We start from the raw sequence: 24,395 nt of genomic DNA, 5'->3' as shown, positions 1-24,395 counted from the left end.
CTGAAATCAGCATCCGCTATGTTCTGACTTTATTCCTCAGGCTTTACCACGATCTCGTCAGGATATATGAGACCGAGCTGTGATCTGGCCACATCCTCAACATACTCATCTGTCTGCATATATTTCTCACGCTCTTCAAGCTTCTTATAATCTTCCTTCGCACTGTCAAGCTGTTCCTGAAGCTCCGCCGCCTGAACCTGCAGGCTCTCCTTCTGTGCTTTCAGGCTCTGTGCTTTGTACAGTACAACCACTGCCAGCAATATCAGACAGCTCACAACCAGAACCATTCCAAGCTTCGTTGTGATCTTGTTATTCTTTTTTGACTTTGATCTGCCGACCGTCTTACTCATTAGAAACTCCCCATTCATTACTTTATTACTTGTCTTTTCTTGTAATAATATACAAAAAGTTCGTAGCCAAACGAACATATTGACATAATTTTACTATTTAAGACTAATTATGTCAACGCACTTTTCGCCGTCACATTTTCACATTTTTTGAATCTTGTTTTTTCTTACACAATATATGGTTTGCAATTTTCGAAGCAGCCCAATTTATAGTAAAAAATACAAGTAAAAAACTTGAAAAAAATCCTAAAAAAATATATAGTCTCAGATCTCCGTCACAGCATATGTAACTGACCGCCATAACTACTACACTTAATATCAACCAAAGTGTAATATCGCATATCCACGCCACCGCGCGGCTGTTCCTAAAGAGCTTTGAGATGAACCAGAACAGCGATCCCAGTACACCTGAGCACGCTCCGGCTGCAACACTTATCCCATATCCCCAGAGCTGCCCTGCCGCCATATCGCTCATCACTTGAACAACCCCTTTATAGAAAAAGCACCTTCCTTGTCACCCGAATATATCATGGAGTTGATATTTCCTGTGAGATCCAGTATTCCCTTGTCAAGGTCCAGATTTGTCGCCTGCATATTCTTGCCTATTATCTTGAGTTTCCCCTGCTCGGTCACCAGCAGAACCAGATCAGGATCTATGGATGTGACCTTGCTGATCCCTGTCATGGACAGACTGTTCCTGTTGTCCATGACCACCTTGTGGGTTTTTGCCTTATTAACTTCCCCCATGTTCAGAAACCTTCTCAAGCTATTTAATAAACTATATGAGCCCACAAAAAAAATATGCCGGAATACACTATGTATATTCCGGCATATTTTTACACATACTCAAACATATCCTTGGCATCTTCCTTTTTAGTGGAATCTGCAATCATTGTAACTCTGACCTTCACCGTCTTGTTGCCAAATTCTATCTCGATAACATCTCCAACCTTGACATCGGTTCCGGCCTTAGCCACTTTGTCGTTGACCATGACTCTTCCGGCATCGCATGCCTCGTTCGCCACGGTTCTTCTCTTGATGATTCTGGATACCTTAAGGTATTTATCAAGTCTCATATCAAACCCTTAAAGATTAGTTGATTGAATCCTTTAATGCCTTTCCAGCCTTGAACTTAGGTGCCTTTGAAGCAGCGATTGTCATTGTCTCGCCAGTTCTTGGGTTTCTACCCTCTCTAGCTGGTCTCTCTGATACCTCGAATGTACCAAATCCAACTAACTGAATCTTCTCACCTTTCTTTAACTCATCTGCTACAACGTCTGTGAAAGCCTTTAATGCTGCCTCAGCGTCCTTCTTTGATAATTCTGTCTTCTCAGCGATTGCTGCAACTAATTCTGTCTTATTCATTAGATAATTCCTCCTTTAAAAAATAAATGCTCTCTGTCATCCGCCTGCTACCCGCAAAAGCAGAAAACTCTGAGCTCAACATGTATAGTTATACCTAAAATGGTTATATTTGTCAAGGAAAATAAGGGATTTCGAGGCCGAAACCCCTTGATTTTACTCACTTTTTGCCAAATTCTTGCATTACCGGCTACCCTTCCATCTGTTTGCCCAGAAATGCCGCCGCGATCACCGCTGCTTTTTGCTCTATCTCACCTATTCTGTGTCCGCTGTCACGCACTATCACGATGACAGAGCCCACTGCATCGCCCTCTGATATAATGGTCTGCACCACCTGTCCATCGTAATCCAGGTCGTCTGTGGTTATGTGTATGAACTTCGCATCGCCTTTGCGGGCAACTATCGCTTTCCTGTCGTTTATCACGCTCTCAAGCTCACTGTGAAGCTCCTTGCCCATCAGCTCCTTCTTCGGCATTCCCGCCACCGCTATGACTGAATCCCGGTCCGTGATGGCAACCGGCAGTCCAAGGCTCTGGGATATTGCCTCCACATACTGCTGTGCAAATGCAGTCAGATCAGCCATGGGCGAATACTTCTTGAGAACTATCTCGCCCTCCTTGCCGGTAAATATCTCCAACGGGTCGCCTTCTCTTATTCTGAGAACCTTCCTAATCTCCTTAGGAACAACTATTCTTCCGAGATCGTCTATCCTTCTCACTATTCCTGTCGCCTTCATAAACAGTATTAACCCTCCATTGCATGTTAAATAATTGCTTTGGAGTTATTATGTGGAAAATCATCAAAATTATTCTTCCACGATCCCAGCCAGCGTCATCTTTAGATCCTCTGCGCTTATCGGCTTGGCTATGTATCCGTTCATGCCCACCTCAAAGGCTTTCTTACGGTCTTCGTTGAACGCATTTGCAGTCATAGCGATTATAGGTATATCCGCCAGGCGTCTGTCGTCCAGCTTTCGTATGATCATGGTTGCCTTGTAACCATCCATGTTCGGCATCTGTATATCCATGAGGATGAGATCGTAGTATCCCGGCTCCGCTTTCTCCAGCATGTCTATACACTGGATTCCGTCTGCGGCTCTGTCGACCTCCATGCCCGCACCGGCAAGTATCGTCATTGTTATCTCAGCGTTCAGATCGTTATCCTCCGCCAGGATTATCCTTCTGCCCTCAAATGAATAATCCTCGTTGCGCTTCTCTACCGAACCAGCATCCTCAACATTCTGGGATATACGATGCTCAAGTGTAACAGTAAATGTCGTACCCTTTCCCGGTTCACTCTGCACATCTATATCTCCCCCCATAAGGTCGACTATCTTCTTAACTATAGCCATGCCAAGTCCTGTTCCAAACTGTCCGCTCTCCGTGGATGTCTGTTCCCTGCTGAAATCCTCAAATATATGCTCCAGGAAATCCTCCGACATTCCAATTCCCGTGTCACTGACCACTGTGCGTATCCTCACATAACCATCCCTGTCGCATGGAAGCTCATCGATCTTCACCGCAACGCTGTCTCCTGGAAGAGAATACTTATATGCGTTGTTGATGATGTTCATGAGTATCTCTTTTATCTTCACTACATCACATAGAACATTGTTATGCTTCACATTCACATTCCATGTAAAGTCTATGTTCTTCTCCTTCATCTGACTTTCAAACAGCCAGTACACCGAATCAAGACTTTTAAGTGATATACTGCTCTCGTCCAGTTCTGTCTTGCCGCTCTCTATCCTTGCCATCTCCAATACATTGTTGATAAGGGACAGCAGATAATCACTTGATGATCTGATCTTGGCTATATAATCGCGCGCCTTGTCCTGGTCGGACAGGTTGTCATTCAGAAGGTCTGTGAAGCCTATTATCGCGTTCATAGGGGTTCTTATATCATGAGACATGGAGTTGAGGAACACCGTCTTAGCGTTGTTAGCCTTATTCGCCATATCCAGGGCATTCTCCAGCTCGTGGTTGGCCTTCTCGATAACCTCAAGCTTCTCAACCTTTCTAATATCCTCCATGCAGAGCTCTATATACACGAACATCGCCGAAAGCGTCAGTCCAGCCAGAACATAAGAACCACCCGCAACAATCTGCAACACTGAACATATAAGCGCAGGTATGAGTGCTATAGTTATGATGACGGCAGATCTTTTCTCTCTTCTGGTAATGGAATATACTATCGCACTGACGAGTGTCACAAATACATAGGTATATGGAAGTACCACCTGAAGTGCGAACAATGCTCCTCTGCGATACATGCCCGTATCATCCACGTAGAAAAGCCAGCCTGTCCACCACGAGACCACACACAGCACAATCATCAGAACAAGCGGAATACTGCGCAATACCCGTATTATCTTTTTTTCCACAAATAATGAATTCTGTATACTCTCGAAAAAATAAAACCATTCATATGTCACAAATGTCTCTGCGATCATGAATCCGCAATTCAACACAAAAACCACCGCGGCCGGCATACGCACCAGTCCTGCGTCAACCATTCTTACAGGTATATTTATTATCTGGAAAGCAATTACTCCGAATACAAAATGAGAAAACAATCTTATGATCTTATTATTTCTTTGATTAAGACATCTCACACCTATATAGAGCATGATTATCAGTATGGTGTATTCACACATCATCGTCTGCAAGTGCTGTGTCATATTTATCCCCCCCTTAGCGCAATACGCTGAATTCTCTGTTATGACTGCTCCATACCTTGTAGAGCATTTCCTCAAACTTTCCTATGTTCACCGGCTTGGACAGATATCCCTTCATCCTTGCCCTTGGTAGCATTGAACTCATCAACCAGATTGTCAAATATTGCCTGCTGGGTTCCATTGTAGTAATGCCATATCTTCAGTGATACCAGATGATCTGGATCAAGATTCACCTTCTTCGCTGTATCGCCGTCTGAGTCACCACAACCAGCAAGCATACTCACGACCATAACGGCCGCCATAATTCTGGCAATAGTCCTCTTCTTCATCTTATAAGTCCCCTCTCTTTTCTCACACTACAATGATCTATTCAACACTCTTAAGAGCATTTACAGTTATCTTATACTGCTCACTGACCTTCTCATACAAAGCCTCATATCCATCAAACTCTCTCCCCCTGAGCTTCTCTGTCAGATCCGAGCTCACTGTATACAGATTCTTAAGTCCAAGGTTCAGACATATCCCCTTCAGTGTATGTGCTGCCCTGAATGCCTTCTCAGCATTCTTCTCCGTAATAGCCTCTGTCAGTTCATTGTAGCTTCCATCATCTATAAACTTAAGTGCGAATCTCTGTATAAGGCTCTCACTGCCAAGTCTGCCAAGTACATCCTCAAAATCTGCTCCTATTGTATCATAACACTCTCTGATGTTCATATCTGGTTCTCCTTCTTCATCTCATATCTGCACACAAGCTCTTCAAATTCCTGTCTGGACTCCTTGAAGCACTCTATAAGTCTCGGTGAAAATGTTCCACACTCTCCATCAAGTATCATCTGATATGCCTTGCCCTTCTCTATAGCCTTCTTGTATACCCTGTCACTCACAAGAGCGTCATACACATCCGCTATGGACACAAGCTGTGCCGATATCGGTATATCCTCACCGGCCAGTCCGTCAGGATAGCCCTTTCCATCATATCTCTCATGATGGTGGCGGCATATCTCATAGCTGATCTTCTCGTATTCCTCACTCCACGTGCCTGCAATCTGTGTAAGTATCTCACAGCCCTTTGTCGTGTGGGTCTTCATATATTCAAACTCTTCATCTGTAAGCCTGCCCGGCTTCAGGAGCACACTGTCCTTGATGGCTATCTTGCCTATGTCATGAAGTGGACTGGCTGCAACTATTACAGCTATCTTCTCCGGTGTAAGGCCGTACTCCGGATATTTCTCCGCAGCCTTCTCTGCAAGTATATTGGTAAATTCCTTTACCCTCTTGATGTGCTCACCGCTCTCAAGATTTCTGTATTCAACAACCGTGCCTAAAACGTCCACTATCTTCTCATTGGTCTCACGTATCTGCTCTGCCTGAGCCTGAAACAGTTTGTTCTTCTCCTCCAGCTCTCTTGTCTGCAGTCTGACTTTATCCTCCAGATGATTCTTATACATGAACAGATCCACGGTATTCTTGACCCTGCGTCTGACTGTCACAATGTCAAATGGCTTTCTGACGAAATCCGTAACCCCCATTTCAAGACACTTTACCTCAACATCCCTAGCAGATTCCGCACTTATGACTATTACCGGTATCCTGTCAAGCAGTCCGTGTTCTCTCATGTAATCAAGCACCGCGTATCCATCGACATTCGGCATGATCAGATCAAGGAGCATCGCTGTTATCCCTTCACTCTCAGACTTCAGTATGTCTATGGTCTGCACACCATCAGCAGCCTGGATCACTTCATACTTATCACCAAGTGCAACTGCAAGTATCCCTCTATTCAGCTCAATGTCATCGACTATCAATACTTTTTCTCTCATTTGATCCACTCCTCAATGTAGTATTTTCACTTGCAACCGCTTTTGTATTTTTCATATATTGGATCTTTTGTATAATTACGCAAGCTCTTTGTAAATACCCACATTAATTCTATTGTCTTTAACAAATATTGTCTATGGAATTAATTGCCATTAATATGGATTTTTTCTCTCAAAATAGGTAAAATTGTCTTAAAAACAGAGCTTTATGTATTAATATATCAAAAACCTACAACACCTAAAGGGGGGTATTTTATGGATAATTTTGTTATACTACAGCAGATGGTTGCCATTGACAGAGCCCAGAACCGTTTTGAACTCCGAGCATCCATACAGACTCTGCTCCGTATCATCGGAAGTTGCACTTCGTCAGAACGAGTTTATATTTTTGACTGGGATGAGACTGACAACGTATTCCGCAACTCATATGAGTGGTGCGGTGACAATGTGCAGCCATGGATTGACAATCTTCAGTCCGTGGATTCCGCCGACATGCCTTACTGGCTGGAAGCATTTGAGCGCGGCGACAGTATGATCATAGATAACGTGGAGGATGTGAAGGATCTCATGCCTTCCGAGTATCAGCTTCTGGTCATGCAGGATATCCACTCTGAAATAGCATTTCCTATCTTCTATAAGGACCAGCTCAAAGGCTTTATCGGTGTGGACAATCCCCACATAGAGAGTTCGGAATCCTTTATAAGTCTGCTTGGGGTTGTGGGCGGTCATCTCGGAAATGTAAGGGAGACTCTCAGAATGACCGAGCTTCTTGAGCAGCGCAATAATTCTCTCGAAAAGAGCCTGTCGGATCTGAACCGTGAAAGGACGTTCATGTCTGTTCTGTGCACGGACTACATATCCGTCTACTGCGTGGATCTTCAGAATGATTCTCTCGAGCCTTTAAAGCTTGACCCAGCGGCAAATGCTGCCCACATACACGACATCAAAGCTGGGAAAACATTCTGCTACTCAGAGCTGATTGGACAGTATTACGAAAAATATGTCATCAAAGAATCTGCCCCGGACTTCACAGAAATCCTCAGCGCAGAGCATATACAGAATCATCTTGCCGCTCACCCTAAGCTTTCTTACAGATACCGGGTGACTCCGAACGCAGCGGGCCAGGAAAACTTTGAGGCTGAGATATTCCCTTTTTCAGCGGCTTCATCTTCAAGGGTGCTGATTGGCTTCAAGCAGATAGACGAGCTTGTGAGCTTTGAACAAAATTCGAGGAGGCAGCTCCAGGAGGCACTTGACGAGGCTAACCTGAACAATGAGATCATATCCGCCATAAGCAAGATCTACTTCTCAATATACAGGATAGATCTTACACAGGACATGTACGAGGAGGTGTCCAGCGATAACAAGGTACACAGACTTACAGGCCGCATGGGAAGAGCTTCCTCCAAGATGAAGGAGCTGTGTCACCGCTTCGTCGTTCCCGAATATCAGGACAAGATACTTGATTTCTTTGATCTGTCGACCATCGCAGAGCGTCTCCACACAGACGAGACCATAGCCATGGATTATCTCGCCAACGACGGCAACTGGCACTCGGCAAGATTTATTGTGAAGAAGCGAGATGCTCTTGGCAACGTGACCAACATACTGTATGTAACAAGGCTTATCAGCGAACAAAAGAGACGTGAACAGAGCTGGATGCTCCTGGCAGAGGAGGCCAACAAGGCAAACGAGGCAAAGTCCGAGTTTCTGTCCAAGATGGCTCACGACATAAGAACACCTCTGAATGCCGTAATGGGATTTGCCGACATAGCAAAGCGATCACTAGGCGATCCAAGCAAGATAGACGACTGTCTGGGCAAGCTCAGGACGTCCGGGGCTTATATAGAACAGCTCGTCAGCAACATCCTTGACATAACGAATCTGGAAAACGGCAGACAGCAGCTTAAGCCTTGTGAAACATCTGTATCCGAGCTGTGTCATACTCTGAACATGGTTTTCGATCAGGCTCTCATGAACGACGGACTCAATATAACCTTCAACTGTCACGATATATATCACGACTACATCCTGGCCGATGGACTCAAGCTGAAACAGATCTACTCTAACCTGCTGTCTAACTCCATCAAGTTCACCCCTGGTCATGGCGACGTTGGGTTTGAATTATATGAGGAGAATATACCTGGCTCCGATAAGATACGTCTCGTAGCCAGAATAAGCGACACGGGAATTGGAATAAAGCCTGAATATCAGGCGAGCATATTCAACAAATTCTCCCGCGAGACAGACACCAGGATCAGCAAAGTGCGCGGAAGCGGTCTGGGGCTCGCCATAGTAAAGGAGCTTGTGGACTTAATGCAGGGTACCATCACAGTACAGAGCAATCCGGGTGGTGGAACTATCATCGAGGTAAGCATCGACGTCCCTTATATCATAAAGGATGATCTGTGGTCTGGACAATCCGGTGATAGCAGCGACGCAGAATCCCTGTGTGTAGGAATGCACCTTCTGGTGGCAGAGGATAACGAACTCAACTATGAGGTCGTGTCTGAACTTCTGGGTATGAATGGTATTTCCTGTGAGCGCGCTGAGGACGGCTCCGTGTGCGTTGACATGTTCTCCACATCTGCTGCCGGAACCTACGACGGTATCCTTATGGATCTTCAGATGCCTGTGATGGATGGAATCTCGGCGTCCTACGCCATAAGAAAGCTCGAGCATCCGGATGCACAGAACATTCCTATCATCGCCATCACCGCCAACACATTTGCTAAAGATCTCGAAAGATGCCGTCTGGCGGGCATGAACGAACACCTGTCAAAGCCGCTGAACATAAGGCAGCTTATAAGCATCCTCTCAAAATTCAAGAAATAAAAAAGTCAAGAAATAAAAAAGTCCCTGTATGATATTTCAATCATACAGGGGCTTTGCCGTTATTACTTATTCATGATCGCATCTATAGACTTAATGCATGCACTCCTGAGGCCTGACTCCTCGAGGGATGCAACACCGCAGATGGTTGTTCCCGCAGGGGAACATACATTGTCCTTCAACACGCCGGGATGCTCCCCTGTCTCTAGCTGAAGTTTTGCTGAACCAAGTATCATCTGTGATATGAGTCTGTACGCAGTCTGTCTAGGCACACCATACTTAACCGCTGCATCCGCATATCCCTCTATGAACAGATCCACAAATGCAGGACCACAGCCGGTTACTGCGCCTCCTATTCCCATGAGATTCGATGGAAGCTCCTCCACAATTCCCACAGCCGCGAACAGCTCTTTGATCTGTGTCCTTTCTTCCTCCTCAAGGGAATTCTGTGCTTCAAAGAGCATAACTCCCTCATATACCATTGCCGGAGTATTCGGCATCACAAACTGCACTCTCACCGAACTGTCAAAATACTCACTGTACTTCTTAAAATCCCAGCCAGCTGCCACCGACACAAGAGCCTTGCCGTGAAGTCTCTCTCCTATCTCAACGAGAACGTCATTGATCTGATAAGGCTTGCATGCCATGATGACCGTATCCACGGCATCCACCAGCTCTGCAAGTGTCTTACACGGGGTAAATCCATACTTCTCTGAGTTCTTCACCAGCTTGTCATAGTGTGGTGCATATGCATATACACTCTCAGCCGCTATCTTCCCTGAATTCACAAATCCTGCACAGAGTGCCTGTGCCATATTACCCATGCCTATGAAACCTAACCTCTCCATGATACATTCTCCTTCTTTCAAGCCTTTATATATTTTGTCTTTTATATCTGTCTTACTCAGCCATCCGGCGAAGCTTCTTTGCACGCTTCTCCTGATAGAGAAGTCTGTCGACAGTTGCAAGCGCCTGGAACACGTCCACATCCTTGTCATTATCTATGGTGCAGAACATGAACAATCCTCTGGTACCTTCAGAAGCAGTCTCCATATATCTGTTGACCATCTCCGGGCATCTGTCTGCAAATTCTCCGATTATGCCCTAGTGCAGCAGACTGCTTATAGTAGCCGCCACATCTTTATCTCCTATGAGAGATATGTTATTTATACAGATAAAATCATTGACCTTTTTGCTCTTCACAAAGTCAAGGATGTTTACCTGTGAATATCTGTAATCTATGATATATATTTTGGAGTAGTGATCCACAAGAAATGGAATAAATGCATTTCCGTAGGACTCCTTCATTACTACACACGATGAACCGTCTGTCACATTCGGGTTCTCTATCACTGCCATCGGCGTGTCACCGCCCACAAATGTAGAATACATGGTTCCCTTATCCCATCCATTCACATCCATTATGACATTCCACTTCTGCTCCGAGCCATCCTCGTTCCAGTAGGTCATGTCATTTGTTCCTATCGGTTCGTAGGCGTATATAGTATCAGGATTATTCTTCATGTCAGAGTTCTGCAGGGTGCTGTAGAAGCTTCCGAGGAATCCCTTGAAGGTATCCGTCTTCCTCTTGTCACGTGGAATGGCCGTTATGCCCTTCGTCTTGCAGAAATCCTCATACGCATAGTACGCGCCATCCGCGGTCCAGTGGTGATCTGTCCTGAAGAATATATATTCATCCTTATGCGCCTTTAACGTGTCAAATATATCGACCGTCTTCACGCCATTCATCATGCCATAGTAATACTCTATCGCCTGTTTCTGATCGGAACCGCCAAGCTTATCCAGCTCGTCATCCGATAGCAGGACACCTGAATTGTTCGGCACAAGAATATCGTACACATTTGTCTGGCCCGAGAGCTGTGCCGCTGCATTGTTGATAGCATCTATATATTCTGTTGCGGAGTCCTGAACGAAATAGTACAGGCTGTACGCAGAACCATCCTTCACATACAGGTTGTCCTGAAGCTGCTTCTGGAACGCCTTGTCCATAGCCTTTGAATCTGGTGGATCGACCGTCTGGACCGAACCGCTCTCAGTTGTCGCATCCTGCTTGTTCTTCGATGTCAGACTCGCAGGAAGTCCTATCTCAGGATCCTCTGTCGTAACCTCCGTGGTACTCTCAGTTGTCGCCTTGCCTGCATCATCAGGAGTGGCGGTCACCGCACTCTTGTCCACATCAGGTATCTCATCGCCCTTGGCATTTCCTCCAACCACCTGCGTTCCGAGCTGTATTCCGTACAGCTTCTTAAGGCTCTGGTCAGCCGACACAAGCTTATCCCTCATAGGGTATGTGTCAGAATACCACAGTGACACGTCCTCGAAGTATGATCCGTCGAGGAATGACGTTATAGTGAATGACGGAAACTTTGCAAGCATCCTCTTCTCCACCGTGGATTTCTTAGGTCTGACAAAAAACAGCAGACCAATAAATGCTCCTATCGCCATGACTGCGGCAAATATAAGAACACCCAGAGTTCTGAATTTCTTTAATTGTTGTCTCTGACTTCTGGTATATCTTCTCTTCATAAAAATCACCCATTAAAACTGGAAATACAGGAAAGGATTATAGCTTGCACCCACAAGCGCCAGCACTGAGATCACGAGCATAAGTACCGGTGTTATCATCTCAGTTACATTGAACACGTTGAATACAAGTGGGTTGACCTTTCCAACTTCTATAGCCCATTTTCTGAGTCTCTTGCCCAGATCCGTACACGCAATACATGCAAATATCAGGAAGAATATGTTCTTCACAAATATTGTTCCAAGTGCCATATTTGCAAATCCCGATGTTCCTATTCCAAACATTCCCGCAAGCACTGTTCCAAGCTCACGAAGGCTCTCAAATCTGAATATGGTCCATCCGAACAGGATAACGAGCAGCGTATATATTCGGGATGCCACAGGGCCGAGTCTTCCGCCCAGATAAAACTTCTCCAGAAGGAGAAAGCCCAGATAATAAATTCCCCAGAATATATAATTCCAGCTTGCTCCGTGCCACATTCCCGTGAGGAACCACACGATAGCCATGTTGCGGATGTACTTCGCTGTGCTGCATCTGTTGCCGCCAAGCGGTATATATACGTAATCCCTGAAGAATGAGCTGAGTGATATATGCCATCTCCTCCAGAAATTATTTACCGATGTAGCCATATATGGGTAGTTAAAGTTCTCATCATAGTGGAAACCTACCATCCTTCCCATTCCGATGGCCATGTCTGAGTATGCTGAGAAATCAAGGTATATCTGAAGCATATACGCTATCATTCCAATCCACATTCCAAGTGTCGTCTGAGCCTTGAGGCTCGCTACTCCCGCCGGGAGCAGGGTGTCGGCTATGCTGGCACAGGAATTGGCCAGTATCGCCTTCTTTGCCAGTCCGACTGAAAATCTTCTCAGTCCCATGTATATGTCGTTCGCTGTTATCTCCCTGTTGTCTATCTGATCAGCAACGGTCTCATATCTGACGATAGGTCCCGCTATGCACTGATGGAACAGACTTGAATACAGAAGGAGCTTCCAGTATTCTCTCTGTGGTCTGACTTCATTCCTGTACACATCCACCACATATGATATGAGCTGGAATGTATAGAAAGAGATTCCTATTGGGAGAGCTATTCCAGGCACGGTCTTCGGCACGCCGAACACTGCCTTTATGTTACCGAGGAAAAATCCCAGATACTTGAATATCGCAAGACAGCCAAGCATTATCACAAGGTCACACACAAGATAAAACTTCTCAGATCTCTTAGTATATCCGGCACGTGCCTCATCTATGCGAATGGCAAACAGCCAGCTCACCAGAGTCTCTCCCGCCAGGAGCAGAAGATATCTCGGGCCTCCCCAGGCATAGAACACCAGTGAAAATATCAGCAATACATTATTGCGTTTCTCAGGGCTCACCGCAAAATATGCTATCAGGTTTGCAGTGAGAAAAACAAACAAAAATATTAAACTCGAAAAAACCATAAATATTCTCCCATCATGTCAATCGGCTGTATTATACTTCACAACAGTCAACAACACAATATTAATAATGATTAACTGTACGCTTCGGAATAGGCGCCTACAGATCGGCCATCTGCACTTCCCTGTTCTTTGATATTCCGTTCACCATGAAGCTCACTCTGCCGTTACCGATCACGATATTTTTCTCCTCTGCACCTATATCAGTTCCCACACTGTTGATCACCTGTGTGTTGATATCCGAGTTGGAGAATTCCAGTCTGGCGGTGTGGGTGCTGTTACCCATGGCGTAGGCATCCTTGCCCTGTGCCACCACCTTGACGTAAGCGTACTGTATGCTGACGTCCGTATCGCCCTCACGGCAGCCTATACCATAACATTCATTTGCCCTGATGTTCATGGTAATATTGATATTCTTCATGGCAACCCTGCAGGACTTTCCATTCATGGTTCCTATGACTGCTGTAGAGATGGATGCCCCGGATATCTTGCCGGATATATTGTCAATAGCTATATCCGCGCTTCCGTTATATGAGCCTATGGATACACTTCTGGCGATTCCATTGTATATCTCCATGTCGCAGTTCTCTATGTGAAGAGTGCAGTCGCTGTCCATACAGCCTATCATCACACCCTCCTGACCTCTCTGATCTATCTCGTATCGTCCGTGTCCAATATATATATTACCGCCAAGGCCGGATCCTATTCCAATGCCCCTCATTCCGGTGGCCGTTATGGACAGCGTTCCATCCTGATTGAAATACAAATCTCCGTGTCTCGACGCAAAATCGTTTCCTATTCCAAAGTATCTGCCACCCGCAAGTGTGATCCTCAGATCTCCATCTCCGGCAAGCTCGAGCTTTGACGACTCGGCTACCTGTATACCGCCTGTGCGCAGCTCATTGTCCCCGGTGAGGACTATCCTGACATCGCAGTTGTCTTCTATCTTTATACAAGGTATGCCCTTCTCTCCTCCAAGGCTTATGCTGTCCACCCTGAGCTCGCCTCTGAAGCCGTCTCCTATGGTTATCAGCATGTTGGACTTGAAGCCCGGTGTACCTGTCATGTTGACGTACCTGTACTGGTCATCTATCTTCTTGAAATCAAGCGCCGTATATTTGTTAAATGCAAGCTGAACCATCGATATCTCGTCTTCATCGGTTATGACATAGGTCTTCTTGCCATACTTTGTGATCTCGTTCTGATTGTACTGGACTATCTCGTTTATGATCCTCTTATCTATCTCGGCAATCGCCTCCGGTGAAGGCTTCGCCGTGTAGTAACCCTGAATGAGATCTGCGCCAAGTCTGATGACCTCCTTGAGTTCAACATCCAGCTCAACGCCCTCCGCCAGAGTGACGATATCATTGTCATGCGCAAATTCTATAATATCCTTAACAAAATGCTGCTTCTGCGGATCCTCATGTATATTTGTCATGAGCATCCTGTCTATCTTCACGTAACGCGGCATATATCTGAGAAGATTGTTGACATTTGAATAACCTGAGCCATAGTCATCTATGGCGGTCTCTATGTTCATCCTGCCGTACTTGTCCTTTATCTGATCCAGTAGCTGGTCGCTCATCTCAGCCTCCTCGGTGAATTCCACGACCACCTGTCCACCAAATTCCCTGAGTTTGCTCTCTATGACAGCGGTGTCCTCCTCCGACAGCCTGCAGCCCGGTATACTGTTAAAGAATATCTTTCTGCCCTCAAGTTCCTCTCGCTTGTCCTCAACGAGTCTCAACACATTGATAAATGTGGCTCTCTCCACATCGCTCAGACGTCCAAGTCTCTCAGCACTCTGTATTATGTCGAGAGGAGACATGTACTGCTCTCCTGCCGATCTCATGAGCACCTCATAGGCATAGATCTGACCTGTGCGGGCATTAACTATAGGCTGGAAATAATATGTGAGCAGATTCCTGTCAAGAATCTCCGTGGCAAGCTTGTCCTTCTCTATATCCTCCTGTGACAGCTCTGCATTTCTCGTGCTCTCAATGTACGCCTTCATCTTGGCATTGTTCTTGTTGCTTATAAGTGCGTTCACATAGTTGTCCAGAGCCTCCGCATTCGCAACCATCTGTCTGTCCACCGCATAGCATATCTCCATGACAAAATTGTCGCCATTTGTCCTGTTAAACTCCCTGGTACGGCTCTCCACACTCTTAACTATGGCGTCTGCGTGATCATCCGCATCTCCCATCACCTGATATGCCACGATGAACTCATCGTTACACATTCTCATACATACGTCTGATTTCTCAAGGGATGCCGAGATCATTCTGGCAAGTGCCTGTATGGCCTCGTCCCCGACCTTTCTGCCGAGACTTGCATTTATCTGTCCCAGTCCCTTTATATCTATAGCCAGCAGCTCAATGCTCCTGCCATGTGCAACGGCATCGTTACACATATCCCTGCACCTCGCCATAAATCCGTTATAATTGTACACTCCGGTCAGATCATCACGGATCTGCGATGCATTGACCTTGTCCAGAAGCTTCTGAAGACTCGCCTGTCTGTAGAACGCCTCCATGCCCTGCATGATCTGCTTGATCCATGTGCTATATGAAATATCGTACGCCCTGCACTCGCTTCCATAGCTCACAACCGCATATCCAAAACATCTGTCGTCGAAATTGAGTGGAGTGAATATGTAAGCCTCAGGTCTGTCCCTGTCTGCATCCAGCTCAGGTATCAGTCTGGACACGTCAAAACAGTCATCGAAATCTATCGCACCGTCTCCATCACCGCAGCTTCTGATGACCCTGTATATATTCTTCGTGTATCCGACTCTCAGTGCATTTAACCCCATCATGACCTCAGGAAACTTCCAATATTCATTCAGGCAGAGACTGAAACTGCTCATGTTGCCATCCGTGTGGGCATACTGGAATATGGTATTGTAGAATTCCCTGTAATCTCTCTGGGATAACAGATCCTCCATCATATGGTTATAGTATGAACCATAGCTTCCCGGCTGAGCATTCATATCCCATGCCGTCACGTCTCTCTTTCCCGGCTTCTCCGTACACTGCTCACATCCACAGCTTTTTCCCCAGTGTATAGACGCACTGCTCCTATAGTTCTCCAGAGATCTTCCGTTTATCTCTGCGTCTATCCATTTTGCGGCGTACTCGCCGTCAACCTTTGCAGGTATATCAACCGATGTCAGCGGTATGACTCTGTCATCGTTCGTCTCCGCAGCGTCATATCCCGTTATCGCTATATCCTCAGGGACCCTCACGCCTCTCTGTTCCAGCTCAGCCGCCAGCCCCAGTGCCATGTGATCACTGGCACACACCACAGCCTGTGGAAGTCTGTCTCTGTTCTCTGTTATCTCCATTGCGGTCTGGCGTCCTGAGTCAAACCAGTTATTGCCATAGTAGACCGACGATTCATCCACATCGATACCATGACTCTTCATGCTGTCAAAGAATCCCTGCTTCTTCAGCTCGGAATTGGCATTATTCTCCCAGCCATCAAGCAGCACTATATCACGGTATCCGTGCTCTTCTATGAGATGATCCGTAAGCCCGCATATATTCTTTCTGTGATCAATATTTATGGATTTATATCCTTCTATCTCGTCGCCGACTATCAGTACCGGGCCATCAAACTCATGCTCCACACGCCACCGGAGTCCCTCCTCTGTTCCCGGCGTCCTGATCCTGTCAGTACATATGACCACCGCATCATATTTGTCAAATTCTATCAGGTTGAATATGTTGGCGTCCCCCACTTCTCTGCTAGCTGTATCCTGATACTTCAGATACATTGAGAACACGCACACATCATAATCAAGCTGAAATGCCTTCTCAAAAAACCCCGAGAGGAATCTACCCTGGGTGTACTCATCAGCCTGGGCTGTCAGTACCGCAATCCTCTTCCTTGTCATAACATATACACCCTTTACCCTTTTAATTTTTACCCCCTGGGCACCGTATCCACCAAATAACATGCCCATAATTAGTATAATTCTATCACGTTCTGTCGAAAGTGTATATCTTTTTTATTTTGCCGTATCACCCATGCTTCCGGCACGCAAAAAGGACGCATATACGGAAAATCTGTATTCCGGTATGCGTCCCTTTGTATGGCTTTATAATATGCTCTATCTTACGATTAGAACTCTGCCTCAACACACTCAAGTGCTGCTGCGATTACCTTGTCCATATCATAATACTTGTACTGTCCAAGTCTTCCGCCGAATATTACATCCTTGCGTGTCTCTGCAAGCTCCCTGTACTTCTCGTAAAGCGCATTGTTCTTGTCGTTGTTTACAGGGTAGTATGGCTCTACGCCCGGCTTCCACTCTGCTGAATACTCACGGCTGATAACTGTCTTTGGCTGCTTTCCAAACTCAAAGTGCTTGTGCTCGATTATTCTTGTGTATGGAACATCTCTGTGTGTGTAGTTCACAACAGCATTTCCCTGGTAGTTCTCCTCATCGAGTACCTCTGTCTCGAATCTTACTGAACGGTACTCAAGTGGTCCGTACTGGAATCCGAAGAACTCATCGATCATACCTGTGTATACAGTCTTGTCTGCGATGTCAGGATTCTCCTTGATAAAATCGAAGTAATCTGTGTCAGTCTTGACCTCAGCGCCCTCAAGCATCTTCTCAATGATCTGTGTGTATCCGCCCATTGGGATTCCCTGGAAACGGTCATTGAAGTAGTTGTTGTCGTATATGAATCTCAGAGGCAGTCTCTTGATAATGAATGCAGGAAGCTCTGTACATGGTCTTCCCCACTGCTTCTCTGTGTATCCCTTGACAAGCTTCTCATACACATCTGTACCGGCAAGCTTGAGTGCCTGCTCCTCAAGGTTCTTTGGCTCTCCAATGTTCAGATCTGCGATCTGCTTCTCAATGATTGCCTTTGCCTCTGAAGGCTTCTTGATTCCCCACATCTTGCTGAATGTGTTCATGTTGAATGGAAGGTTGTACAGCTCATCCTTGTACGAAGCTACAGGTGAGTTAATGTAGTTGTTGAACTCTGCAAACTGGTTTACATACTCCCAGATCTTCTTGTCAGATGTGTGGAATATATGTGCGCCATACTTGTGAACGTTTATACCCTCCACCTGCTCTGTGTAAATGTTGCCGGCAATATGTGGACGCTTGTCTATAACCAGACAGCTCTTGCCTCTCTTGCCTGCCTCGTATGCAAATACTGCGCCGAATAATCCGGCTCCTACTATGAGGTAATCATACTTTGCCATGTTACTTAATCCTCCTTATCTTCCGCCAATCTCTTATCTATAATTGGATATGCTCTATAACCCTCAAACTCCTTAGGTCTGAACAATACTTCCTTAAGCCATGCAAGGGATCTCTCCCTCTCTGACATAAGTATCTTATTAACATTGTCGTAATCCACAGGCTTCAACAGCTCATCATTTCCAAGAATGTCTGCCGCATCCTGAACGTAATGATCTCTCACCTGGAATACATCCACGAGGGATTCAAATCTTGTCATTCCTCTTGCACTGTTTGCAAGTCCGATAAAGTTTGTCTCAAATACAAGTGAGAAGCTTATTCCGTGGCATGAATCAGTGAGAACGAAATCTGCATTTCTGAAATAGTTCAGCCAGTCCTCGACTGTTATGTCGTCGACGATCTTGTCGTCCATATCCATGATCTGACGGTTCTTCACCGGGTCCTTTGGACGTCCGTCCAGAAGAACAACTACCTCAAGGCCGAGCTTCTCTGAAACCTCAACCACTGCGGCTCTCTTCTCCGGAGTTGGATCAAGTATATATGCAAGCATATATTTGCCATCGTGCTTCTTCTTTGCCTTGTCTGCCAGTGAATCGAATACCTTTCTGTCTGCAACAAATACAGGATCGAGAACTCTCACCGCATCTATTCCATACACATCCTTACAGATCTCAACTCCACTGGTCTCTCTGATGGATATTCCATCAAACTGTCTCATGTATTCAGATATCGTCTCCCTGTCCTGTACATTACAGAAATCCCTGTCATGTCCAAATGATGCAGAGAATGCGATCTTCTTCTTATCCGGCTCAACAAAATCGAAATAGAATGAGAAGCCGAAGCCTCTGCTTATACCTCTGTTCCACACCTGATCTGATCCCATGATGAATGTATCGACCTTGGAATTGAGCTCCCTCATATCCTTCAGTGTGTATCTCTTGCTCTCATGGTAATGTGCCTTTGCAAATCTTCTCGCATGGGTGTCAGGCTTGCCGGCTCCGGTCTTGGCTGCAGGCATGTCTATCATGAGCACTGACAGACCAAATGATCTGATGATCTCGTGAAGTGCGTAATAGGTAGCAACACTTCCGTAGTTTGCACCGAACCACACGCCATATATACCTACATCGTACTTGTCCTTTATGGCATAATCGTATGCCTTCTCCATGGATGAGCCATTCTTTATCTGCTCAAAATATCTCTGTCTGGCAGGATGATTCTTGAAGCAGTGGTCAAATGGCTGTCCTGTCTTGAGTACATCATCACAAGGTATCTCCTTGTTCAGGAGCAGCTTGTCTGCTATGGCAGCATATATCTTCTCACCCTGTGGACTGTTGACTGACACAATGGATGTTCCCTTGCCGTCAGTGTAATCTCTGTTGTACTTCTGGATTCCCCAGAAATCTGCAAGTGTTATATCACCTGTTCTCGGAAGCTTCGCATATGCGCAGTGTCCACAGAACTTTCTCGTCGATATACAAGGAAGGAATGCTCTGTAATATGGATCCTGTGTCCTTGTTCTGTGATAAACTGTTCCGTCAGTGTACTTTACAGTCATCTCTGTAGACCAGCCGAAGTAGTCCTTGTCTCTGAATCCAACATCAGCAACCTTGCCCTGATCCTTGCCGTGGTATTTGTTCAGATAATCATCGAACAGCTTTGGCGATGGGCCGCCGTGGCACATCAGATCTATTGTGTAGAGATTTGATATATCCACATTCTTGAGTGTTGCGTAAAGTCCTGCGACCTGACATCCGCATCCGCAGAATACTACCACTCTGCCTTCCTTGAGTATCTTCTTAACGTCCGCATACACCTTCGATGCATCAGCCTGAACATACTTGGATTTTCTGAGCTTGTCCAGATCATCCGGGCTCTCTATGATAAAGTGTTCAACCTTGAAATCGTCTGTGTATCCTGCTCCGCATACAGCTCCCCCCTGCTCAAATGCATACTCAGCCAGCAGTGTGAATATTCCACCTGACGAACTCTTTGCCCTTATCTCATCGTCTGCATATGCCGCATAACATGCAGGCTCGACAGTGTTCTTATACTCAAGATTTATAGATGGACAGATCTTTCTGCACAGACCGCAGTTTGTACATTTGCTGCGATCCACTACAGGAGCAAGAAATCCCTCTGAATCATACTTCATGCTTATAGCATTTACCGGACATACACTGTAGCACGCGCCGCAGCCACAGCAGTAATCAGGATGTATGCATCCGACTGTCTTGTCGCTGTCGCGTCTCACCGCTTTCTTTCTCCACTCTACTCGCTCTTCTTCTCTCTGTCTGGCACTCTCCTGCTTCTCAAACACTTTGATCTCAGGCTCTGCTTTTTCCTTCGTGGTGAATACCTTATTCATCCTGATCTCAGCAGGCTCGACCTTTACAACAGGCTTTTTGCCGTCTCTGAGAGCGTAATCACCGCTCATCGCCCTCTGCGCCGCATTTACTCGCTGGGACGCCTTGAGCTTATCCTTTGGCTTCGAACCGTTCTTCTCTGAGGTGTAATCTCCCCCCAGTGCTCTTCCCGCAGCCGCCAAACGGTTTTTTATACCTTTAATAGTAGCCATACCCTAAAGATACTCCTTCCATATCACTTTATATATGCAGATATTCCTTCCAGAACTTAGTTGTCTTCATCTCGTCAAATGCATTTCTGTAAGCCTGCTCAACTTCCACATGTGTCTTCTTGTATTTAGCCAATACTTTTCTATATCTCTTTATAAGCGCAAAACAACGCTTTCTGTTGATTGTTCTTCTGACTCCTGTTCCACCGTTCTTGTTCACGGCAACGAGAGTCTTCTTCATGTAATTCTTTCCCGGAACAAAGAACCAGTCGTACGCGATGATATACGGTGTTCTTCTGAGCATGAAGTTTGGAAGAAGATGTCCGTTTATCGTGAGCACATACATTGCCTTGCGGAACAGATTAAGACTCTCATACTTGTATGGATCTGTAGGAAGATCCCCTGCATAGCCAAGCTCTGCCAGCGGCACAAGCTTCTCGTTCTTAGCATTGTGCTCCTTGAGGCTCTGCTCTCCGTCAAGATGCATGATATACTCTGGTCCCTTGAGGTAATCCTCAATGGAATCTATGAGCAACTCAGCATTGTTGTATGCAAATCTGGTTATATCCTTCCAGAACATTCCCTTTACTCTCGCAAGGAAATCCACATCCTGGCATATTCCGCTTGCCGCCTGGATAACAAAACTGTTTCTGTGAACCTGATAAAGCTCCATGGCGGCGTTGAATTTGCCTGCAAATCCCACATGCCATATACAGATACCATTAAGTGCTATAAATCCCGGCTTATTTCTCAGTGAGAACTCTACATCGTCACCTCTGACAAATACCGGAAGTGGTAAGCCTCTGTCCTCGATGTGCTCCACAGGTATACAGCAGTACCACCAGCCTGCATATGCATCATCGACATTGAAACTGTAGTTCTCATTTGCAACTATGTTCTTGAGAAGCCTCATATCCATAGCTGACTTGACCGGACCGTATGATCCGTCTGCCTTGTGGACAAATCCCACGTCCTCATACTGCTTCTGGCGTATGTCGTAATCGAACATGGCTCCACTCAGGAAGCACTTCTTGTACTCGTCTTTGAGGAGTCTGAGCAGATAATATGTTCTGAACAAACTCTCTGGCATGACCATAACGTCATCATCCATGAGGAGTACATGTGTAGGCTTCTTTGGAAGCTCCAGTGCCTCTATCATTCCACGGGTGAAACCGCCGGCTCCACCTACGTTGTTATTCATATAAACCTTGAGATCCTCACTGTCGAGCTCTGATGGATCGAGTTCTCTGTCATTGTCAATGACATGTACGAACATGTGTCCCTTGAGGTCGCTTCCATCATAGAGTACATTTGACTTGATGAGGTCTATATTACGCTTGATATATTCCTGCTTCTTGAATGTTGTTGTGACAAGAGAGATATTTACATCTCTTATTCTGTCCTCCTCGATGTCAGCAGAATAGTATCCGCTGTATATCTCTGTATCTTCCAGGGTATCCATATAGAAACCTACAAGAGCCTTATCTGTCTCTGGTATGTTCACAACCACCTCTGAAACCTCATCACTCTCAACTACCTGTGATACAAGTGGATTGTAGGTAACCGCAACGGATGCTGAATATATTGCATATACGGATATTGTAGCTTTTCCCTTCATTGTGAGGTGGAGCTTGAAGTTCTTTACCCCTGTATACTCTGACCAGCGTTTTACCTGAATGCAGTTGTAATAGCTCATGAAATTAACCTTTGTGAGCTTCTCAACAACATGACATTTCTTCTCTGAGTCGTATATAAATGGTGATTCCTCTCCCTTTCCAATGGCGCTGAATTCAGGATACTCTATCAAGTTCACATCCAGATTCATCTGCAGCATCACATTCTGCAACTTCACATTCTGTAACATTATCCAATCCTCCTGTGTTGTATATCAAACATCTTGCCTGATTTCTTGTTATTTCTTGTCCTTGCTCTGGGCCTTTGCCGGTGCAGGTGCATCCATCTCGGCCTTGAATGCATCGCATACCGTATCGGCATCTCCCACCATAACTACATTTCCATGATCCAGCCACATAGCCTTGTTACACTGCTTCTTGACAGCAGCTATGTTGTGGGATACATACAGCAGGGTCGTTCCATCCTCCAGCATGGCAGTCATCTTGGCCGCACACTTCTTCTTGAATCGCATATCACCTACAGCAAGTATCTCATCCGCAATGAGAATATCCGGCTCAACCGCCGTCGCTATGGAAAATGCAAGTCTGGTCTTCATACCTGAAGAAAAGTTCTTGACCGGAGAGTCAAGGAAATCCTGCAACTCTGAAAACTCAACTATATCGTCAAACTTCGACTCTATAAATGCCTTTGAATATCCCAGCAGAGTTCCGTTGAGAAATATATTCTCACGGGCCGTGAGCTGTGGATCGATTCCGGCTCCAAGCTCTATGAGGGCTGCCACAGTTCCCGATACCTTAACAGTACCGCTGGCAGGCTTCAATATTCTGCTGACTACCTTGAGCAGGGTGGATTTTCCGGCACCATTGGTTCCAAGGAAGCCCCACGCCTCGCCCTTCTTTATATCAAGATTGATGTCCTTTAACGCTATGAACTCCTGGAACATCAACTGTTTTGTCACAAGTCTTATAAAATACTCTTTCAGATTGTCCACCTTCAGATTGTTCTTGTTGAATCTTATGGTCACATCCTTGAGCTCTATAATGGTCTCACCCTTTGCCACAGTTGTTGTACGCTGTGCATTTGAGGTGAAAATCTTCTTATCATCAAGTTCGTTCTTTTTCTCTTCTACGTTAGCCAACTGCCACACCTCCTAAATATACAGAATGAACTTGTCCTGATTCTTCTTGAAACACAGCACTCCCAGTCCAAAGAAAAAGAATGCATAGAGGAATCCGAGACCGATAGTAGTGAGATCAGGCATCACTCCCTGATGCGCTATGCATCTAAACTGCTTGATATATACATACAGTGGGTTGAAGTAATTCACAAGTAACTTCAACCAGTCTGGCAGCATATCTATAGGATAGAATATCGCTGAACAGTACATCCACGCTGTGGTGACCGCATTCCATATATATCTTGTATCTCTGAAGAATACATGGAGCTGTGCAAGAAAAAAGCCCAATCCGCAGGCAAATATATAGGCCTGAAGGAATATGAACGGGAACAACAGCATCGTCCAGTAAAATGGTGAACGTGTGAATATGATAACGATAAGAAACGCTCCCAGTGAAAACAGGCAGTCAACAAGTGAGCTTGTGATCTTTGCCAGCGGGAACATAAACTTTGACACATACGTTTTCTTAAGCAGTGACGAATTATCTGTTATACTTCCAAGTGCCTTACCACATGCACCTATTACAAATTCGTACAGTATACGTCCTGCAAAAAGGTACACAGGGAAGTGTGGTATCGATCTGTTGAACATCTTGGAGAATACGATAACCATTACGATCATGATGAGCAATGGGTTCAGGATACTCCACACATATCCAAGAAAACTTCTTCTATACTTTAACTTTATATCTCTTGAAACAAGCTGATTTAAAAGATCTTTATAATTAAAAACTTCTAAAAAGCTTCCGCTTTTTACTTTCAT

Annotated in this window: 21 protein-coding genes; 1 reads left to right on the top strand and 20 read right to left on the bottom strand. The window is 45.5% G+C overall.

Annotation, left to right across the window (positions count from 1 at the left end):
* Positions 1 to 29 precede the first annotated feature (29 nt).
* The 10 genes from DWW70_RS07955 to DWW70_RS07910 form a co-directional block, all read right to left on the bottom strand.
* Entirely contained in the window at positions 30 to 350 is a 321-nt protein-coding gene (locus DWW70_RS07955; protein WP_055145071.1) for an FtsB family cell division protein, read from the bottom strand.
* 130 nt (positions 351 to 480) lie between these two features.
* Positions 481 to 813 (bottom strand): spore cortex biosynthesis protein YabQ, encoded by a 333-nt coding sequence (gene yabQ / locus DWW70_RS15475; protein WP_242859117.1) that lies wholly within the window; start codon positions 811 to 813, stop codon positions 481 to 483.
* A gap of 8 nt (positions 814 to 821) precedes the next feature.
* Positions 822 to 1,094, bottom strand: coding sequence for a YabP/YqfC family sporulation protein (locus tag DWW70_RS07945; RefSeq protein ID WP_055272159.1), 273 nt, complete (start codon positions 1,092 to 1,094; stop codon positions 822 to 824).
* Between the two features lie 89 nt (positions 1,095 to 1,183).
* The gene (locus DWW70_RS07940) at positions 1,184 to 1,423 is read right to left on the bottom strand and encodes an RNA-binding S4 domain-containing protein (protein ID WP_015534610.1); all 240 of its coding nucleotides are present in this window, start codon (positions 1,421 to 1,423) and stop codon (positions 1,184 to 1,186) included.
* 16 nt (positions 1,424 to 1,439) lie between these two features.
* Positions 1,440 to 1,712, bottom strand: a complete 273-nt coding sequence (locus tag DWW70_RS07935) for an HU family DNA-binding protein (protein WP_015534609.1) — start codon at positions 1,710 to 1,712, stop codon at positions 1,440 to 1,442.
* A gap of 187 nt (positions 1,713 to 1,899) precedes the next feature.
* Complete coding sequence (gene spoVT / locus DWW70_RS07930) at positions 1,900 to 2,445, bottom strand: stage V sporulation protein T (protein ID WP_015534608.1); 546 nt, start codon at positions 2,443 to 2,445, stop codon at positions 1,900 to 1,902.
* 69 nt (positions 2,446 to 2,514) lie between these two features.
* Complete coding sequence (locus tag DWW70_RS07925; protein ID WP_118649606.1) at positions 2,515 to 4,389, bottom strand: hybrid sensor histidine kinase/response regulator; 1,875 nt, start codon at positions 4,387 to 4,389, stop codon at positions 2,515 to 2,517.
* Positions 4,390 to 4,460: 71 nt separating this feature from the next.
* Complete coding sequence (locus DWW70_RS07920) at positions 4,461 to 4,715, bottom strand: hypothetical protein (RefSeq protein WP_118649605.1); 255 nt, start codon at positions 4,713 to 4,715, stop codon at positions 4,461 to 4,463.
* Positions 4,716 to 4,752: 37 nt separating this feature from the next.
* On the bottom strand, positions 4,753 to 5,100 hold the full coding sequence (locus DWW70_RS07915) for an Hpt domain-containing protein (protein WP_118649604.1): 348 nt from the start codon (positions 5,098 to 5,100) through the stop codon (positions 4,753 to 4,755).
* Positions 5,097 to 6,206 (bottom strand): HD domain-containing phosphohydrolase, encoded by a 1,110-nt coding sequence (locus tag DWW70_RS07910; RefSeq protein ID WP_118649603.1) that lies wholly within the window; start codon positions 6,204 to 6,206, stop codon positions 5,097 to 5,099. The genes DWW70_RS07915 and DWW70_RS07910 overlap by 4 nt, the downstream gene beginning before the upstream one ends.
* Before the next feature lie 252 nt (positions 6,207 to 6,458).
* Between DWW70_RS07910 and DWW70_RS07905 the strand changes: the two genes are divergently transcribed.
* Positions 6,459 to 9,038: a hybrid sensor histidine kinase/response regulator gene (locus tag DWW70_RS07905; RefSeq protein WP_118649602.1), complete on the top strand. Its 2,580-nt coding sequence runs from the start codon at positions 6,459 to 6,461 to the stop codon at positions 9,036 to 9,038.
* A 62-nt stretch (positions 9,039 to 9,100) separates the two neighbouring features.
* Here DWW70_RS07905 and proC read toward each other — a convergent pair whose 3' ends face one another.
* From proC to DWW70_RS07860, 10 genes are all read right to left on the bottom strand, one after another.
* Positions 9,101 to 9,883 carry a pyrroline-5-carboxylate reductase gene (gene proC, locus DWW70_RS07900; protein ID WP_055272153.1) on the bottom strand — a complete coding sequence of 261 codons (783 nt, stop codon included), beginning with the start codon at positions 9,881 to 9,883 and terminating at the stop codon, positions 9,101 to 9,103.
* Between the two features lie 52 nt (positions 9,884 to 9,935).
* Positions 9,936 to 10,103 carry a hypothetical protein gene (locus DWW70_RS14875; protein ID WP_158547596.1) on the bottom strand — a complete coding sequence of 56 codons (168 nt, stop codon included), beginning with the start codon at positions 10,101 to 10,103 and terminating at the stop codon, positions 9,936 to 9,938.
* 36 nt (positions 10,104 to 10,139) lie between these two features.
* Positions 10,140 to 11,582, bottom strand: coding sequence for a DHHW family protein (locus tag DWW70_RS07895; protein WP_118649601.1), 1,443 nt, complete (start codon positions 11,580 to 11,582; stop codon positions 10,140 to 10,142).
* Between the two features lie 12 nt (positions 11,583 to 11,594).
* Positions 11,595 to 13,025, bottom strand: coding sequence for an MBOAT family O-acyltransferase (locus DWW70_RS07890; RefSeq protein ID WP_022217007.1), 1,431 nt, complete (start codon positions 13,023 to 13,025; stop codon positions 11,595 to 11,597).
* A gap of 97 nt (positions 13,026 to 13,122) precedes the next feature.
* The gene (locus DWW70_RS07885; RefSeq protein WP_243017695.1) at positions 13,123 to 16,920 is read right to left on the bottom strand and encodes an EAL domain-containing protein; all 3,798 of its coding nucleotides are present in this window, start codon (positions 16,918 to 16,920) and stop codon (positions 13,123 to 13,125) included.
* A 227-nt stretch (positions 16,921 to 17,147) separates the two neighbouring features.
* The gene (gene glf / locus DWW70_RS07880; RefSeq protein ID WP_055223990.1) at positions 17,148 to 18,248 is read right to left on the bottom strand and encodes a UDP-galactopyranose mutase; all 1,101 of its coding nucleotides are present in this window, start codon (positions 18,246 to 18,248) and stop codon (positions 17,148 to 17,150) included.
* A gap of 5 nt (positions 18,249 to 18,253) precedes the next feature.
* A complete protein-coding gene (locus DWW70_RS07875) occupies positions 18,254 to 20,824 on the bottom strand; it encodes a polysaccharide pyruvyl transferase family protein (protein WP_015534595.1) in 2,571 nt (856 codons plus the stop codon).
* Positions 20,825 to 20,852: 28 nt separating this feature from the next.
* Positions 20,853 to 22,685, bottom strand: coding sequence for a glycosyltransferase family 2 protein (locus DWW70_RS07870; protein ID WP_015534594.1), 1,833 nt, complete (start codon positions 22,683 to 22,685; stop codon positions 20,853 to 20,855).
* A gap of 48 nt (positions 22,686 to 22,733) precedes the next feature.
* The gene (locus DWW70_RS07865) at positions 22,734 to 23,594 is read right to left on the bottom strand and encodes an ABC transporter ATP-binding protein (RefSeq protein ID WP_022217009.1); all 861 of its coding nucleotides are present in this window, start codon (positions 23,592 to 23,594) and stop codon (positions 22,734 to 22,736) included.
* Between the two features lie 12 nt (positions 23,595 to 23,606).
* On the bottom strand, positions 23,607 to 24,395 hold the full coding sequence (locus tag DWW70_RS07860; protein WP_015534593.1) for an ABC transporter permease: 789 nt from the start codon (positions 24,393 to 24,395) through the stop codon (positions 23,607 to 23,609).

The sequence above is a fragment of the Coprococcus sp. AF16-5 genome (assembly GCF_003479365.1).
GTDB lineage: Bacteria > Bacillota > Clostridia > Lachnospirales > Lachnospiraceae > Coprococcus > Coprococcus aceti.
Note: the sequence above shows the minus strand (reverse complement) of the source record. Positions and strands in the feature narration are given on the sequence as shown.